Below are 12,030 nucleotides of genomic sequence, written 5' to 3'. Positions count from 1 at the left end.
GGGCCGGATACGGACGCGTTGCGGCCGCACCGTGTAACCGTGGGGGTCGGTCCGAGACCCCGGCCTCAGTTGGAACTGGAGAGGGACTTCCATGCGCGACGCTTACCACGAGGAACTCGACTCGATCGGAGAAGGCCTGGTCGAGATGGCCCGGCTGGTCGGATCGGCGATCGGCCGGGCGACCACGTCCATGCTCGACGCCGACCTGAAGCTCGCGGAGAGCGTGATCGCCGGCGACCAGAAGGTCGACGACCTCCAGCACGACCTGGAGGCGCGCGCGATCGCCCTCCTCGCCCGTCAGCAGCCGGTGGCGACCGATCTGCGGATCGTGGTGACCTCGCTGCGGATGAGCGCCGACCTGGAGCGCTCCGGCGACCTCGCCCAGCACGTGGCGAAGCTGGCCCGGCTGCGCTTCCCGCAGTCGGCGGTCCCGCACGACCTGCACGCCACCATCCTGGAGATGGGCCAGCTCGCCCAGCGGCTGATGGCCAAGGCCGCCGAGGTCATCATCACCAAGGACGTCGATCTGGCGCTCCAGCTGGAGCAGGACGACGACGAGATGGACCTGCTGCACCGCACGCTCTTCCAGCACCTGATGGACGACCGCTGGAAGCACGGCATCGAGACGGCCGTCGACGTGACGCTGCTGGGCCGCTACTACGAGCGTTTCGCGGACCACGCGGTGTCGGTGGCCAAGCGCGTCGTCTACCTGGTGACGGGTGAGCACGCGGACGAGATCCAGGCGGCGGCGACGCCGGCGGAGGGCTCGTAACGCTCATCAGGGGGCTCGTAACGCCCTTTACGGGAACGCGTACGCCATGGGGTCCCTGCCCGCGTGACGGGCGTACGCTCCCGGCGCACGCGAGTCGCACATGTGTTCCTGCACGTGTGCGCCGTTGATGCGCCGTGCGGGATGGGCATGCAATGGGGCGGGGACGGCGCCAGGGCCGTACGCGGTACGTACGGGCCCTGCCGTCACGTCCCCGGCGGCGGCGCAGCGGCGTCCGCCGCCCAGCCGTACGCCCTGAGGAGGGACCATGGCCGATTCCCCCACGACCGAACCCCAGCTGGAGACCCCGATCGAAGTGGTGCACCTGACCGTGCTCGGCGCCTGCGGCTGCGGCTCGGGCTGCGGGTGCGGCTGCCAGTCCGGTGCTCCGTGCCAGTGCGGCGGCTGCTCGGGCTGACGCGCGCCGCGCGTCCCGTACGGCGTTCGCACGTCCCGTACAGCGTGCACGGACGGCGGCGCCCGCCCGGAGAGTGATCCGGGCGGGCGCCGTCGTCCGTCGTTCTCGTCGTCGTTCTCACGGCCCGGGGCGGCTCAGCCCGCGCGCTCGATCACCGGCGCCGGGTCGGGCTCGGCCTGGTCCGGCCGGGCCTGGGCGGGTACGGGGGCGGGCTCGGGGACGGCCTCCTCCGCGACGATCTCCTCATGGGGCAGGTTGCGCATCAGCAGCCAGTAGCCGAGGCCGGCGACCGTGCCGATCACCGCACAGGCGCCCCAGAGCCAGGCGGCACCGTAGTGGTCGATCACGAAACCGGACATCAGGGGCGCGACGAGGGCCGCCACCGACCAGGACATCGTGTACATGCCCTGGTAGCGGCCCCGGCCCTGGGCCGGCGACAGCTGCACGACCAGACCCGTCTGGGTGGGCGCGTTGACGATCTCGGCGAGGGTCCAGACGCAGACCGTCAGGGCGTACACGGCGACGGACCCGGCGAAGGCGGTCAGCCCGAAGCCGTACCCGGCGAGCAGCGAGGAGATGATCAGCAGCCGGCGCGGGTCGCGGTGCTGGATGAAGCGGGTGACGGGGATCTGGAGGGCCACGATCAGGACGCCGTTGACGGCGATGGCGGTACCGAAGTCGGAGCTGGAGAGCCCGTCGGTTCCCATCGCCACCGGCAGTCCCACGTACCCCTGTTGGAAGATCAGTGCCACCAGGAACGACAGCCCCACGACCCCCATGAAGCGCCCGTCGCGCAGCACGGTGATGAGCCGCACCTCGTCCTTGGCCCGCTTGCCGCCGGCGGTCTTCACCGGGGCGGCCTGCTCGGGCCGCGACTCCGGCACCTTCAGGAAGACGACGACGGCGCAGGCCAGCACCATCGTCGCCTCGCCGAGGAAACCGGCGAGATAGCTGTACTCGGCGATGAACCCGGCCCCGGCGGAGGAGACGGCGAACCCGAGGTTGATGGCCCAGTAGTTCAAGGAGAAGGCCCGCACGCGGTCCTTCGGGGGCACGATGTCGGCCATCATCGCCTGGACGGCGGGCCGGGATGCGCTGCTCGCCGTGCCGACGAAGAACGCGACGGCGGCGATGGCGACCGGGTGCTCCATGAACCCGAGCACCGCCACGGAGACGGCCATCGACAGCTGCGCGATGAGCATGGTGGGCCGCCGCCCGAGGCGGTCGGTCATCACCCCGGCGCCGAGCGAGGAGATGACCCCGCCGAGCCCGTGGAGGGCGGCGACGAGACCGGCGTACGAGGCCGAGTAGCCCCGGTCCAGGGTCAGATACAGCGCCATGAAGGTGGCGACGAAGCCGCCGAGCCGGTTGACCAGCGTGCTGAGCCAGAGCCACCAGAACTCCCGGGGCAGCCCGGAGACGGTCTCACGGGCGGCGGTTCTGAGACCGGCGACGGACATGCGGTTCCCCCCACGGGACGTACGGACGAGGCGCACCGGGTAAGAGTCCCGATGGCAGTCCGAACATTACGAAGCCGGGCTTCCCGTCCGCCACCCGATTGACGCCGACCGTCAATCGTCCCCGCGCCGGGCGCTCCCGCGGGTGCCCCGTCCGGGTGCCCTGTCCGCTACGCGGGCGGGCGCGCGGAGGGTGTGCGGGTTCGATTACGCTCGGACTCATGGCCGACGCACCGTACAAGCTGATCCTCCTCCGCCACGGCGAGAGCGAATGGAACGCGAAGAACCTGTTCACCGGTTGGGTGGACGTCAACCTCACCGAAAAGGGCGAGAAGGAAGCAGTCCGCGGCGGTGAGCTGCTCAAGGACGCCGGTCTGCTCCCCGACGTCCTGCACACCTCCCTCCAGCGCCGCGCGATCCGCACCGCGCAGCTGGCCCTGGAGTCCGCCGACCGCCTCTGGATCCCGGTCCGCCGCTCCTGGCGCCTGAACGAGCGCCACTACGGCGCCCTCCAGGGCAAGGACAAGGCGCAGACCCTGGCCGAGTTCGGCGAGGAGCAGTTCATGCTCTGGCGCCGCTCGTACGACACCCCGCCGCCGCCGCTGGCCCGCGACGACGAGTACAGCCAGTTCGACGACGCGCGCTACGCGGACCTCCCGCCGGAGCTGCGCCCGGACACGGAGTGCCTGAAGGACGTCGTGGTCCGGATGCTCCCGTACTGGTTCGACAGCATCGTCCCCGACCTCCTCACCGGCCGCACGGTCCTGGTCGCCGCCCACGGCAACAGCCTCCGGGGCCTGGTGAAGCACCTGGACGGCATCTCGGACGAGGACATCTCGGGCCTCAACATCCCGACGGGCATCCCGCTCTCCTACGAGCTGGACGCCGACTTCAAGCCGCTGAAGCCGGGCGGCACGTACCTCGACCCGGACGCGGCGAAGGCGGCCATCGAGGCCGTGAAGAACCAGGGCAAGAAGAAGTAGCCCGTTCGATCATGCCCCCGAACTGCGCTTACGGCGCGGGGCGGGGGCATTTTCACGTGCGGGCGGGCTGGGAGGCCTGAGGTCGCCCTGGTCCGCGTGCGCGGCCGGCTCTGGCAGGTCATCCGCTGGCCATCGACAGAGCCCGACCGTCGGTTAGGTCCCGGACGATTCTCCGGGCCGCCCCCAGACAGGCCGGGGATGCAATCATTCCTTACAGAGCTGGAACCCCCGGGAAGCCGCCCGCGCGCTTGAGAGCCTAGAGGCAGGCACTGACAACGGAGCCGGTTCGTGGGCCAGGGCGATACCCGAGGGCGTGGATGCGGACGGGCGCATAAAGTTCCGGCATGGTGACAGCGACGGTTCGTGAGTGGAACGACGAGGAGGGGTGGGGCGTGCTCGACTCCGCCGAGACTCCCGGCGGTTGCTTCGGGCACTACTCCGACATCCGGGCGGCCGGCTTCCGTACGCTGTCGGCGGGGCAGCGGGTCGACCTCGCCTGGGAAGCCCCCGGGTTCCAGCAGGACGGGTACGACTACCGGGCCCTGAGCATCGTGCCCCGGGCTGCGTGACCTCGCTCGGTGTCCGGAGAGCAGGTGGGGCGGGCGCTACGTGGTCAGTTCGGGATCCTGGCGGCCACGAACCCCTCGCCGTCCTGGAACTCGATCAGTACGTGGCCGTCGGTGAAGTAGAGCCAGCACTCGTAGCAGCTGCCCACCACCATCTCCGCGTGAGCCGCCACGGCTTCGGCCTCCAGCGCGATCGAGGGCACTGCGTGGTTGCCCCAGAAGACGACGACGAGCTCGCCCTCGCCCCCGTAACGACGCACCATCTTGCGCAGCCCGTCCCCGTCGAACTCCTCGGAGCGTTCCAGGACTTCGGCGCCCCGCCAGTCCAGGCGCGTCGAGTTCACCGAGGCGAAGCGGTTGAGGCTGACGCCGGCGAAGGCCCGGTCCTCCGCGTACGTCAGCACCATGGCGGCCTCCCCCGCGGCGGCCAGCAGCGCGGCGATGGGCTCGGGGTGCAACCAGGAGCTGTTCGTCTTCACCGGGCGCCTTCCTCCGGACCGGGGCCGGAGTTCGGGACGAAGAGGCTCAGGCGGTACGTCGTCGGCTGCTTCAGGCGGCCGCAGAGCGTGTCCATCCGCACGGCGGACCAGTCGATCCGGGAGCCTTCCGCCCGCAAGCACCGGACGTAAGCGTGGCGTTCCGACGCGTCCTGTGTCTCGAAGAGCACGCTCCAACGGACCGCCTCGGGGGCGAAGCGCTCGGCGGACGGCCGTGGTTCGCCCGTCGGCTGTCGTCTTCTCTTTCGCTGACCTGGCATCGGACCAGCATCGTCACTTCGGGCCGGGGAGCCAAGCTCTGCCGGCACACGTGATGCCCCAGCGCGATCCGGTGGTGCACCCCTGGGCCGAACTCCGCGTCTCACGCACTACGGTGGCCCCAAGCGGCCCAGCGGCACCGGCATCAAGGGCAAGGAGATCGGGGAGAGCGATCATGGGCGAGTCTCTGAAGACCTTCGTCGGCGGCACCGAGGTGGAGGTGCCCAACAGCATCCCGGACATCCGCGCCGCCCTGCCCGAGGAGAGACGCGAGGAGTTCGACCTCGCCATCAACGAGGCCGGGGTCCACGAGATCTCCGCCGTCATGCGGCACTGGATGCTGGAGGCCGTTCCCGATCCCGAGGCCGAACGGATCCTGGACCGGCTGGCGCAGGACGAGGCCGAGAGGCGGAGCGTCGCTTGAGCTTCCGCATCTCCTACGCGCCGCCCGCCGACGACACCCTGGCCAAGATGCGCGACGGGCAGTCCTTCCGGGACGAGATGGCCCGCACGCTGGGCCGGGAGCCGTACGGGCACGCCTCCTCCGCCGTCAAGAGTGAGCGGGACCGGCGGGAGGCCACCGTCTCCGGGGCCATCGTCCTCTACTACGTCTCCCGGTCCGTGCTGACCGTCACCGTCGTCCGGCTCGTTCCCCTGCCCTGACGATGGGCCTGACGACGGCCCCGATGATGCCGGAGCCGCCGGGCAGGGGCACGTTCATCAGCCGAGCTTCTTCGCCTGCGCCGCCACGACCTCGGTCGGCACGGTGAACTTCGCGCCGCCGTCCTGGCCCGCCGCCAGGTTGAAGGAGAGGAACGTCGCCACGGTGCCCTCCTTGCGGAGCGCCACCAGCTTGAACGGGGCCTTCGCGCCCTCGTCCTCCTGGATGAGCGTCCAGGCCGCGGCCTCGTCGCCGCCGGTGACCTTCTCCTCGGTGATCGAGACGATCTTCTGCTTCGTGCCCGCGACCGTGGCGGTGAAGCCGCCCGCGCAGTCCACCGCGGCCTTCTTGAGCCCGGCGAACGCGTCCGGGCCCGCCGTCCCCTCGTACGCGTTCAGCGCGACGAGGGTGGACGTCAGGTCGAAGGCCGCCTTCAGGGCGCCCTCGGCCTCGCCGTCCGTCATGTCCTTGAGCGACTTCTTGGCGCCCGCCTTCGGGTCGGTGATCACCTTGCGCTTGGTGGTGGCCTTCGAACCGGCCTCCGCCGCGCCGTACATGGCGTGGACGACCGGCAGGCAGGTGGCCTTGTCGGCCTTCAGGCCGTCCGCCGGGACCTCGTCGTCCGGGCCCGCCTCGGCGACCTTGTGGCCCTCGACGTCACCCTGCTTCAGCGACGCGGTCTCCAGCTCGGCGGTGCTCAGCGCCTTGGCCGAGGTCTTCGGGGCCGAGCTGCTCCCGCTCGTGGCGGCGCCCTTGTCGTTCTTCCCGCCGCCCGCGTCTGTGTCGGCGTCGGACGAGCCGCCGCAGGCCGTGGCCAGCAGGGTCAGGGAGACCGCGCAGGCGGCGAGGGCGGTACGGCGTACGACAGTGGCGCGCATGGTTCTTCTCTCCGGTTCGGGGAGCAACCGCCCTTCCCCCGTGCGGCACTTCGCGGCCGTCTGGGACGGACCGTCGCAGTGATCCACACTTTACGATCGAACCTGTGAGCGATGATCGGTCCGGCGGCCCTCCGCCCGAGATCGTGATTCCGCTGTGATCATCCTGTGAACGCACGGTGCGGTGCCGACGTACCGCCGCACCACCCGGCCCCCGCCTCAGCGAGAAAGGGCGTCACCCGCGTGTCCCAGCAGACCCCCTCCGCACCCCTCCCCCTCCCCCTCATCCTGCGCGCTCTCGGAGTCGCCGACCGCGACCTCACCTCCTGCACGCCTCTCACCGGCGGCACGTACAACACCGTCACCCGCGTCACGCTCACCGACGGCCGCGACTGGGTGGTGAAGACGCCCCCGGCGCACTCCGCCGGCCTGCGGTACGAGCGTGACCTCCTCGTCAACGAGGTCGCCTTCTACACCGCGGCCGCGCGAGCGGGCGGCCCCGCCGTCCCCCGCGTCGTCCACAGCGAGCCGGACCCCACGGCCCCGACCGGCGCGTACGTCGTCATGACCGCCCGCCCCGGCCGCCCCTGGCACGAGGTGGACCGGTCGGAGGACCCGCACGCCGAGCCCCCGCTGCGTGCCGAACTCGGGCGCCTCGTCGGCCGGTTGCACACCGTGACCGGGCCCGGCGGCTTCGGCTACCCCGCCGCGCCGTTCGGGCCGCCCGCCGCCACCTGGCGTACCGCGTTCACGACGATGACCGAGGCCGTGCTCGCCGACGCCGAGACGTACCGGGCACCGCTTCCGTACCCCGTCGACCGCATCCGTACGGTGCTGGCGCGCGCCGCGCCCGTCCTGGACGACGTCACCCGGCCCGCGCTCGTCCACTTCGACCTGTGGGAGGGGAACCTGCTGGTGGCCGGGGAGCCCGGAGCCCGGTCAATCGGCGGGGTCATCGACGGGGAGCGGATGTTCTGGGGCGACCCGGTGGCCGACTTCGTCTCGCTCGCGCTCTTCGGGGAGCTGGAGGAGGACGGGGATTTTCTGGCCGGGCATGCCGAAGGGAGCGGGCAGACGCTGGAGTTCAGCGAGTCCGTGCGCCTTCGGCTTGCCCTGTACCGGAGTTACCTCTACCTCATCATGCTCGTCGAGACCGTGCCGCGGGGCCTCGGGCCCGAAGCGGCCGAGGAGACACGCCAGTTGGTGGCGCCCCACCTCGTCGCCGCGCTGGACGCCGTCAGTCGCCGGACGAGCGCTTGATCAGGTGGCTGAACGCGTCGAGGTTGCGCGTGGACTCTCCGCGCGAGACCCGCCAGGCGTACTCCTTGCGGATCGAGCTCGCGAAGCCCAGCTCCAGGAGGGTGTTGAACGAGTCGTCGGCCGCCTCCAGGACCGTGCCGAGCAGCCGGTCCAGCTCCTCGGGGGTGACCACGGCGAGCGGCAGCTTGCCGGCCAGGTAGACGTCACCGAGGGAGTCGATCGCGTAACTCAGTCCGAAGAGACGGAGGTTGCGCTCCAGGAGCCAGCGGTGGACCTCGGCCTCGTTCTCGTCCGGGTGGCGGACGACGAAGGCGTTGAGGGAGAGGGAGTGCTTGCCGACGATGAGCGAACACGTCGTCGACAGCTTGCGGGTGCCGGGCAGGGTCACCACGTAGTTGCCGGGGGCGGGGCTCTCCCATGCGAGCCCGGCCTCGTTCAGCGTCGCCTCGATGACCTGGGCCGCTGCTGTTTCATCGGGTACGTCAGCCATGCAGCGAGCGTACGACAGCCCCCTGCGCGGGGCAGGCGCGGGCAGCGCCTCAGCCGTGGTGTGTACGCGCCCGGCGGCGGTGGTCGGCCAGCGCCGCCGTATAGACGTCGGCCGTGCCGGAGGCCGCCGTGTCCCAGCCGAAGGACTGCGCGTGCGCCGCGGCCGCCGCCCCCATCCGCTCGACCAGCTCCGGCGCCTGAGCGAACCGCTCCAGCGCGCGGGCGTACGCCTCCGGGTCGTGGCCGGGTATGAGGAAGCCGCTGACCCCGTCCCGTACCGCCACCGGCAGCCCGCCCACCGCCGCCGCGACCACCGGCGTACCGGCCGCCTGGGCCTCGATGGCGACCAGGCCGAAGGACTCGCTGTACGACGGCATGACCAGCACGGACGCGGCCCGGAACCAGTCCGCCAGCCGGTCCTGGCCCACCGGCGGGTGGAACCGTACGACGTCGGCGATGCCGAGGCGAGCGGCCAGCTTCTGGAGCCCCTCGGGCTTCGCGAGACCGCTGCCGCTCGGGCCGCCGACGACGGGAACCACGATGCGGGAGCGCAGGGACGGGTCCCGGTCCAGGAGCACGGCGACCGCGCGCAGCAGCACGTCCGGGGCCTTCAGCGGCTGGATGCGGCCCGCGAAGAGCGGGATCAGGGCGTCCTGCGGCAGGCCGAGCCGGGCCCGCGCGGCGGCGCGGCCGTCGGCCGGGCGGAAGCGGTCCAGGTTGACGCCCGGGTGGACCACGGCGACGGAGGACGGGTCGGCGTCGTAGAAGCGGACCAGCTCGTCTGCCTCCTCGGCGGTGTTGGCGATCAGCCGGTCCGAGGCGTGGACGATCTGGGTCTCCCCGATGACGCGGGCGGCCGGCTCGGGGGTGTCGCCCTCGGCGAGCGCGGCGTTCTTGACCTTGGCCATGGTGTGCATGGCGTGCACGAGCGGGACGCCCCAGCGCTGGGCGGCGAGCCAGCCGACCTGGCCGGAGAGCCAGTAGTGGGAGTGGACCAGGTCGTAGTAGCCGGGGCGCTGGCCGGCCCAGGCCTGCATCACGCCGTGTGTGAAGGCGCAGAGCTGGGCGGGCAGGTCCTCCTTGGCGAGCCCCTCGTACGGCCCGGCGTCGACGTGCCGGACCAGGACGCCGGGGGCCAGCTCGACCTCGGGGGGCAGCGAGCCGGTGGTGGCCCGGGTGAAGATCTCGACCTCGATGTTGATCGCGGCGAGGCGCTTGGCCAGCTCGACGATGTAGACGTTCATCCCGCCCGCGTCGCCCGTGCCGGGCTGGTGCAGGGGCGAGGTGTGCACGGAGAGCATCGCGATGCGGCGCGGCTTGCGGGAGGAGCCGGGGAAGCTGCCGGGGAACCTGATGCGGGGGCCGGTCCGGGTGGAGCCGAGCCGGGAGACGTACTGGCTCACGTCGTCGGTCCTCCTCACTCAGGGCATGCCGCATCGGGGCGTGGGGCCCTCTGAAGGGCGAGAACAGCGGAATCCCGCCTTTCATTTCCGCTTTGCCAAATCATTACGGAGGTGAGGGGAGGCGGCATCCCCACCCGGGCCCCGCGCGCGCCATGGGCACCCGGGTACCCGCCCCTCCCCGTCGCATACGCTCACCGCATGCGCCAGCGCCCCATCGGCACCGCCACCCGCGGGACCACCAACCCGAACCGGCTGCGCCGCATGGACCGCTGGATCGCCGCCGCGCACGGCCCGGCCCTGCGCCGCGCGGAGACCCCCGTGGCCGTCGATCTGGGGTACGGGGCGGCGCCCTGGACCGCCGTGGAGCTCCTGGCCCGGCTGCGTACCGCCGAGCCCCGCACCGCCGTCGCGGGCATCGAGATCGATCCGGAGCGGGTCGCCGCCGCGAAGCCGTACGAGCGCGAGGGGCTCACCTTCGTCCACGGCGGCTTCGAGATCCCGCTGGCGGCGCGGCCCGTGCTCATCCGGGCGGCGAACGTGCTGCGCCAGTACGACGAGGACCAGGTCGCCGAGGTGTGGGCGCGGCTCCGCTCGCGGCTCGCCCCCGACGGGCTCCTGGTGGAGGGGACCTGCGACGAGATCGGGCGCCGGCATGTGTGGGTGGCGCTGGGGCCGGAGGGGCCGCGCACGGTCACCTTCGCGACCCGGCTCGGCTCGCTGGAGCGCCCCTCCGACCTCGCCGAGCGCCTGCCGAAGGCGCTGATCCACCGCAACGTTCCGGGGGAGCCGGTCCACGCGTTCCTGCGCGACTTCGACCGGGCGTGGGCCGCGGCCTCCCCGTACGCGTCGCTCGGCGCCCGGCAGCGCTGGATCGCGGCGGTGCGGGCGCTGTCGGCGGACTGGCCGGTGACGGACGGCGTACGGCGGTGGCGGCAGGGCGAGGTCACGGTGGCGTGGGACGCGCTGCGGCCCGACGACCACTGAACGACGACCTTTGAACGACGACTGCTGAACGACGGCCGGTGAACGACGACCGCTGAACGATCACCCGACCGGGCGAAAGTATGCTCTTCCGGGGAACGACGGGAACGCCGACCGCGTGTCGTTCGTCCTGGGGGTGGGGATCACGAGGCACCGGACACCGACTGCCTCTGTTGCTTTACGGGACGACATGGCACGATCGCGACGTCGCCTGAACGTTACTGATGGTAAGTCAGATGCACGCTATCCGGCTTCTGTTGCTTTTGTCTTGATTTCGTTCTTGCTGGGGGAGCTCGTGAACCGACGCCACTGCGCCGCCGCGGCCATCACACTGGTCTGCGCGATGGGCCTGCTGACCGTTCCGGTCCAGGCGATGGCCGCACCGACGCCGGACTCGTCGCCGTCCCCTTCCGCCTCCGCCTCCGCGCCCGACGTGCCCTCGCCCGCCGCGCCGTCGTCCGAGAAGGACCTCGAAAAGATCCGCGAGCAGATCGAGACGCTCTACCGGCAGGCCGGGGCGGCGACGGACGCGTACAACCTGGCCGAGGAACAGACCAAGAAGCAGTCCGGCGAGATCGTGAAACTGGCCAAGGCGATCGTCGACGGCCAGGCCCGGATAGCCGAGCTGAAGGACCGCGCCGGCGCCCAGGCGCGCGAGCAGTACCGCAACGGCGGTCTGCCGCCCGGTGCCCAGCTGGTCCTCAGCGACGACCCGCAGCTCTTCCTGGACGGCGTCAACAAGGTCCGCACCAGCCAGCAGGCGAGCAAGACGGTCCTGGCCGAGCTGACCCGGACCCAGGAGGACCTGGAGACGTATACCCAGGACGCCAGCAGCAACTGGCACAAGCTGGAGACGAACCGGGTCAAGCAGGCCGAGGCCAAGAAGAAGATCAACGCGCAGATAGCCGCGGCGGAGAAGCTCGAATCGCGGCTGGAGAAGAAGGAGCTGGCCCGGCTCCGCCAGCTGGAGCAGGACGCCGCGAACCGGGCGCAGTCCGCCTGGCTCGCCACCCGGCCCACGCCGAACATCGCCGTCAGCGGCGCGACGACCGCGGCCGGCAAGGCGGCGGTGGCCTTCGCGACCGCGCAGATCGGCAAGCCGTACGTCTGGGGGGCCACGGGCCCCGGCTCGTACGACTGCTCCGGGCTGACCTCGAAGGCCTGGGCCGCGGCGGGCCGGCCGATCCCGCGCACCTCGCAGGAGCAGTGGCGGCTGCTCCCGCGCATCGACATCCAGGACATGCGCCCCGGCGACCTGATCATCTACCACGCCGACGCCAGCCACGTCGGGATGTACGTCGGCGACGGCGCGATCGTCCACTCCCCGCGCCCCGGCCGCCACGTCACGCTGGCGGGCGCGGGCTCGATGAAGATCCTCGGAGTGGTCCGCCCGGACCGGTAGGAGCCTCCCCC

At 71.6% G+C, this 12,030-nt stretch carries 15 protein-coding genes; 9 read left to right on the top strand and 6 right to left on the bottom strand.

Annotation, left to right across the window (positions count from 1 at the left end; all coding sequences use genetic code 11):
- Positions 1-91 precede the first annotated feature (91 nt).
- Both phoU and IF17_RS1000000139280 read left to right on the top strand, forming a co-directional pair.
- A complete protein-coding gene (gene phoU, locus IF17_RS0116925) occupies positions 92-772 on the top strand; it encodes a phosphate signaling complex protein PhoU (RefSeq protein WP_030566755.1) in 681 nt (226 codons plus the stop codon).
- Positions 773-1,037: 265 nt separating this feature from the next.
- A complete protein-coding gene (locus tag IF17_RS1000000139280; RefSeq protein WP_167344520.1) occupies positions 1,038-1,187 on the top strand; it encodes a hypothetical protein in 150 nt (49 codons plus the stop codon).
- Positions 1,188-1,321: 134 nt separating this feature from the next.
- On the opposite strand, the gene IF17_RS0116915 is transcribed toward IF17_RS1000000139280, so the two are convergent.
- Positions 1,322-2,647, bottom strand: coding sequence for an MDR family MFS transporter (locus tag IF17_RS0116915; RefSeq protein ID WP_030566753.1), 1,326 nt, complete (start codon positions 2,645-2,647; stop codon positions 1,322-1,324).
- 218 nt (positions 2,648-2,865) lie between these two features.
- Here IF17_RS0116915 and IF17_RS0116910 point away from each other — a divergent pair, with 218 nt between their 5' ends.
- A complete protein-coding gene (locus tag IF17_RS0116910; RefSeq protein WP_030566751.1) occupies positions 2,866-3,627 on the top strand; it encodes a phosphoglyceromutase in 762 nt (253 codons plus the stop codon).
- Between the two features lie 344 nt (positions 3,628-3,971).
- Positions 3,972-4,196: a cold-shock protein gene (locus tag IF17_RS0116905; RefSeq protein ID WP_030566748.1), complete on the top strand. Its 225-nt coding sequence runs from the start codon at positions 3,972-3,974 to the stop codon at positions 4,194-4,196.
- Positions 4,197-4,240: 44 nt separating this feature from the next.
- Here the strand turns inward: IF17_RS0116905 and IF17_RS0116900 are convergent, their stop codons facing one another.
- Positions 4,241-4,672, bottom strand: coding sequence for a hypothetical protein (locus tag IF17_RS0116900; protein WP_030566746.1), 432 nt, complete (start codon positions 4,670-4,672; stop codon positions 4,241-4,243).
- Positions 4,669-4,950, bottom strand: coding sequence for a hypothetical protein (locus IF17_RS0116895; RefSeq protein ID WP_030566745.1), 282 nt, complete (start codon positions 4,948-4,950; stop codon positions 4,669-4,671). The genes IF17_RS0116900 and IF17_RS0116895 overlap by 4 nt, the downstream gene beginning before the upstream one ends.
- Positions 4,951-5,123: 173 nt before the next feature.
- Between IF17_RS0116895 and IF17_RS0116890 the strand changes: the two genes are divergently transcribed.
- Entirely contained in the window at positions 5,124-5,372 is a 249-nt protein-coding gene (locus IF17_RS0116890; protein ID WP_018511076.1) for a hypothetical protein, read from the top strand.
- Positions 5,369-5,611: a hypothetical protein gene (locus tag IF17_RS0116885; protein ID WP_018511077.1), complete on the top strand. Its 243-nt coding sequence runs from the start codon at positions 5,369-5,371 to the stop codon at positions 5,609-5,611. The genes IF17_RS0116890 and IF17_RS0116885 overlap by 4 nt, the downstream gene beginning before the upstream one ends.
- Before the next feature lie 57 nt (positions 5,612-5,668).
- On the opposite strand, the gene IF17_RS0116880 is transcribed toward IF17_RS0116885, so the two are convergent.
- A complete protein-coding gene (locus IF17_RS0116880) occupies positions 5,669-6,487 on the bottom strand; it encodes a hypothetical protein (protein ID WP_030566742.1) in 819 nt (272 codons plus the stop codon).
- A gap of 240 nt (positions 6,488-6,727) precedes the next feature.
- Here IF17_RS0116880 and IF17_RS0116875 point away from each other — a divergent pair, with 240 nt between their 5' ends.
- A complete protein-coding gene (locus tag IF17_RS0116875) occupies positions 6,728-7,744 on the top strand; it encodes a phosphotransferase family protein (RefSeq protein ID WP_030566741.1) in 1,017 nt (338 codons plus the stop codon).
- On the opposite strand, the gene IF17_RS0116870 is transcribed toward IF17_RS0116875, so the two are convergent.
- Entirely contained in the window at positions 7,722-8,234 is a 513-nt protein-coding gene (locus IF17_RS0116870; protein WP_018511080.1) for a type III secretion system chaperone family protein, read from the bottom strand. The two genes, IF17_RS0116875 and IF17_RS0116870, sit on opposite strands and share 23 nt — an antisense overlap.
- 49 nt (positions 8,235-8,283) lie before the next feature.
- Positions 8,284-9,636, bottom strand: coding sequence for a D-inositol-3-phosphate glycosyltransferase (mshA, locus tag IF17_RS0116865; RefSeq protein WP_030566739.1), 1,353 nt, complete (start codon positions 9,634-9,636; stop codon positions 8,284-8,286).
- A gap of 198 nt (positions 9,637-9,834) precedes the next feature.
- Here mshA and IF17_RS0116860 point away from each other — a divergent pair, with 198 nt between their 5' ends.
- Positions 9,835-10,620 carry a class I SAM-dependent methyltransferase gene (locus tag IF17_RS0116860; protein ID WP_030566737.1) on the top strand — a complete coding sequence of 262 codons (786 nt, stop codon included), beginning with the start codon at positions 9,835-9,837 and terminating at the stop codon, positions 10,618-10,620.
- 292 nt (positions 10,621-10,912) lie between these two features.
- The gene (locus IF17_RS0116855; protein ID WP_030566735.1) at positions 10,913-12,019 is read left to right on the top strand and encodes a C40 family peptidase; all 1,107 of its coding nucleotides are present in this window, start codon (positions 10,913-10,915) and stop codon (positions 12,017-12,019) included.
- Positions 12,020-12,030 lie beyond the last annotated feature (11 nt).

Origin of the sequence: Streptomyces cyaneofuscatus (assembly GCF_000718135.1) — a bacterium.
Lineage (GTDB): Bacteria > Actinomycetota > Actinomycetes > Streptomycetales > Streptomycetaceae > Streptomyces > Streptomyces cyaneofuscatus.
Note: the sequence above shows the minus strand (reverse complement) of the source record. Positions and strands in the feature narration are given on the sequence as shown.

Coding starts and splice junctions, on each gene's coding strand:
- phoU (WP_030566755.1), top strand. CDS start 92: ATGCGCGACGCTTACCACGAGGAACTCGACTCGATCGGAGAAGGCCTG.
- IF17_RS1000000139280 (WP_167344520.1), top strand. CDS start 1,038: ATGGCCGATTCCCCCACGACCGAACCCCAGCTGGAGACCCCGATCGAA.
- IF17_RS0116915 (WP_030566753.1), bottom strand. CDS start 2,647: ATGTCCGTCGCCGGTCTCAGAACCGCCGCCCGTGAGACCGTCTCCGGG.
- IF17_RS0116910 (WP_030566751.1), top strand. CDS start 2,866: ATGGCCGACGCACCGTACAAGCTGATCCTCCTCCGCCACGGCGAGAGC.
- IF17_RS0116905 (WP_030566748.1), top strand. CDS start 3,972: ATGGTGACAGCGACGGTTCGTGAGTGGAACGACGAGGAGGGGTGGGGC.
- IF17_RS0116895 (WP_030566745.1), bottom strand. CDS start 4,950: ATGCCAGGTCAGCGAAAGAGAAGACGACAGCCGACGGGCGAACCACGG.
- IF17_RS0116890 (WP_018511076.1), top strand. CDS start 5,124: ATGGGCGAGTCTCTGAAGACCTTCGTCGGCGGCACCGAGGTGGAGGTG.
- IF17_RS0116880 (WP_030566742.1), bottom strand. CDS start 6,487: ATGCGCGCCACTGTCGTACGCCGTACCGCCCTCGCCGCCTGCGCGGTC.
- IF17_RS0116870 (WP_018511080.1), bottom strand. CDS start 8,234: ATGGCTGACGTACCCGATGAAACAGCAGCGGCCCAGGTCATCGAGGCG.
- IF17_RS0116860 (WP_030566737.1), top strand. CDS start 9,835: ATGCGCCAGCGCCCCATCGGCACCGCCACCCGCGGGACCACCAACCCG.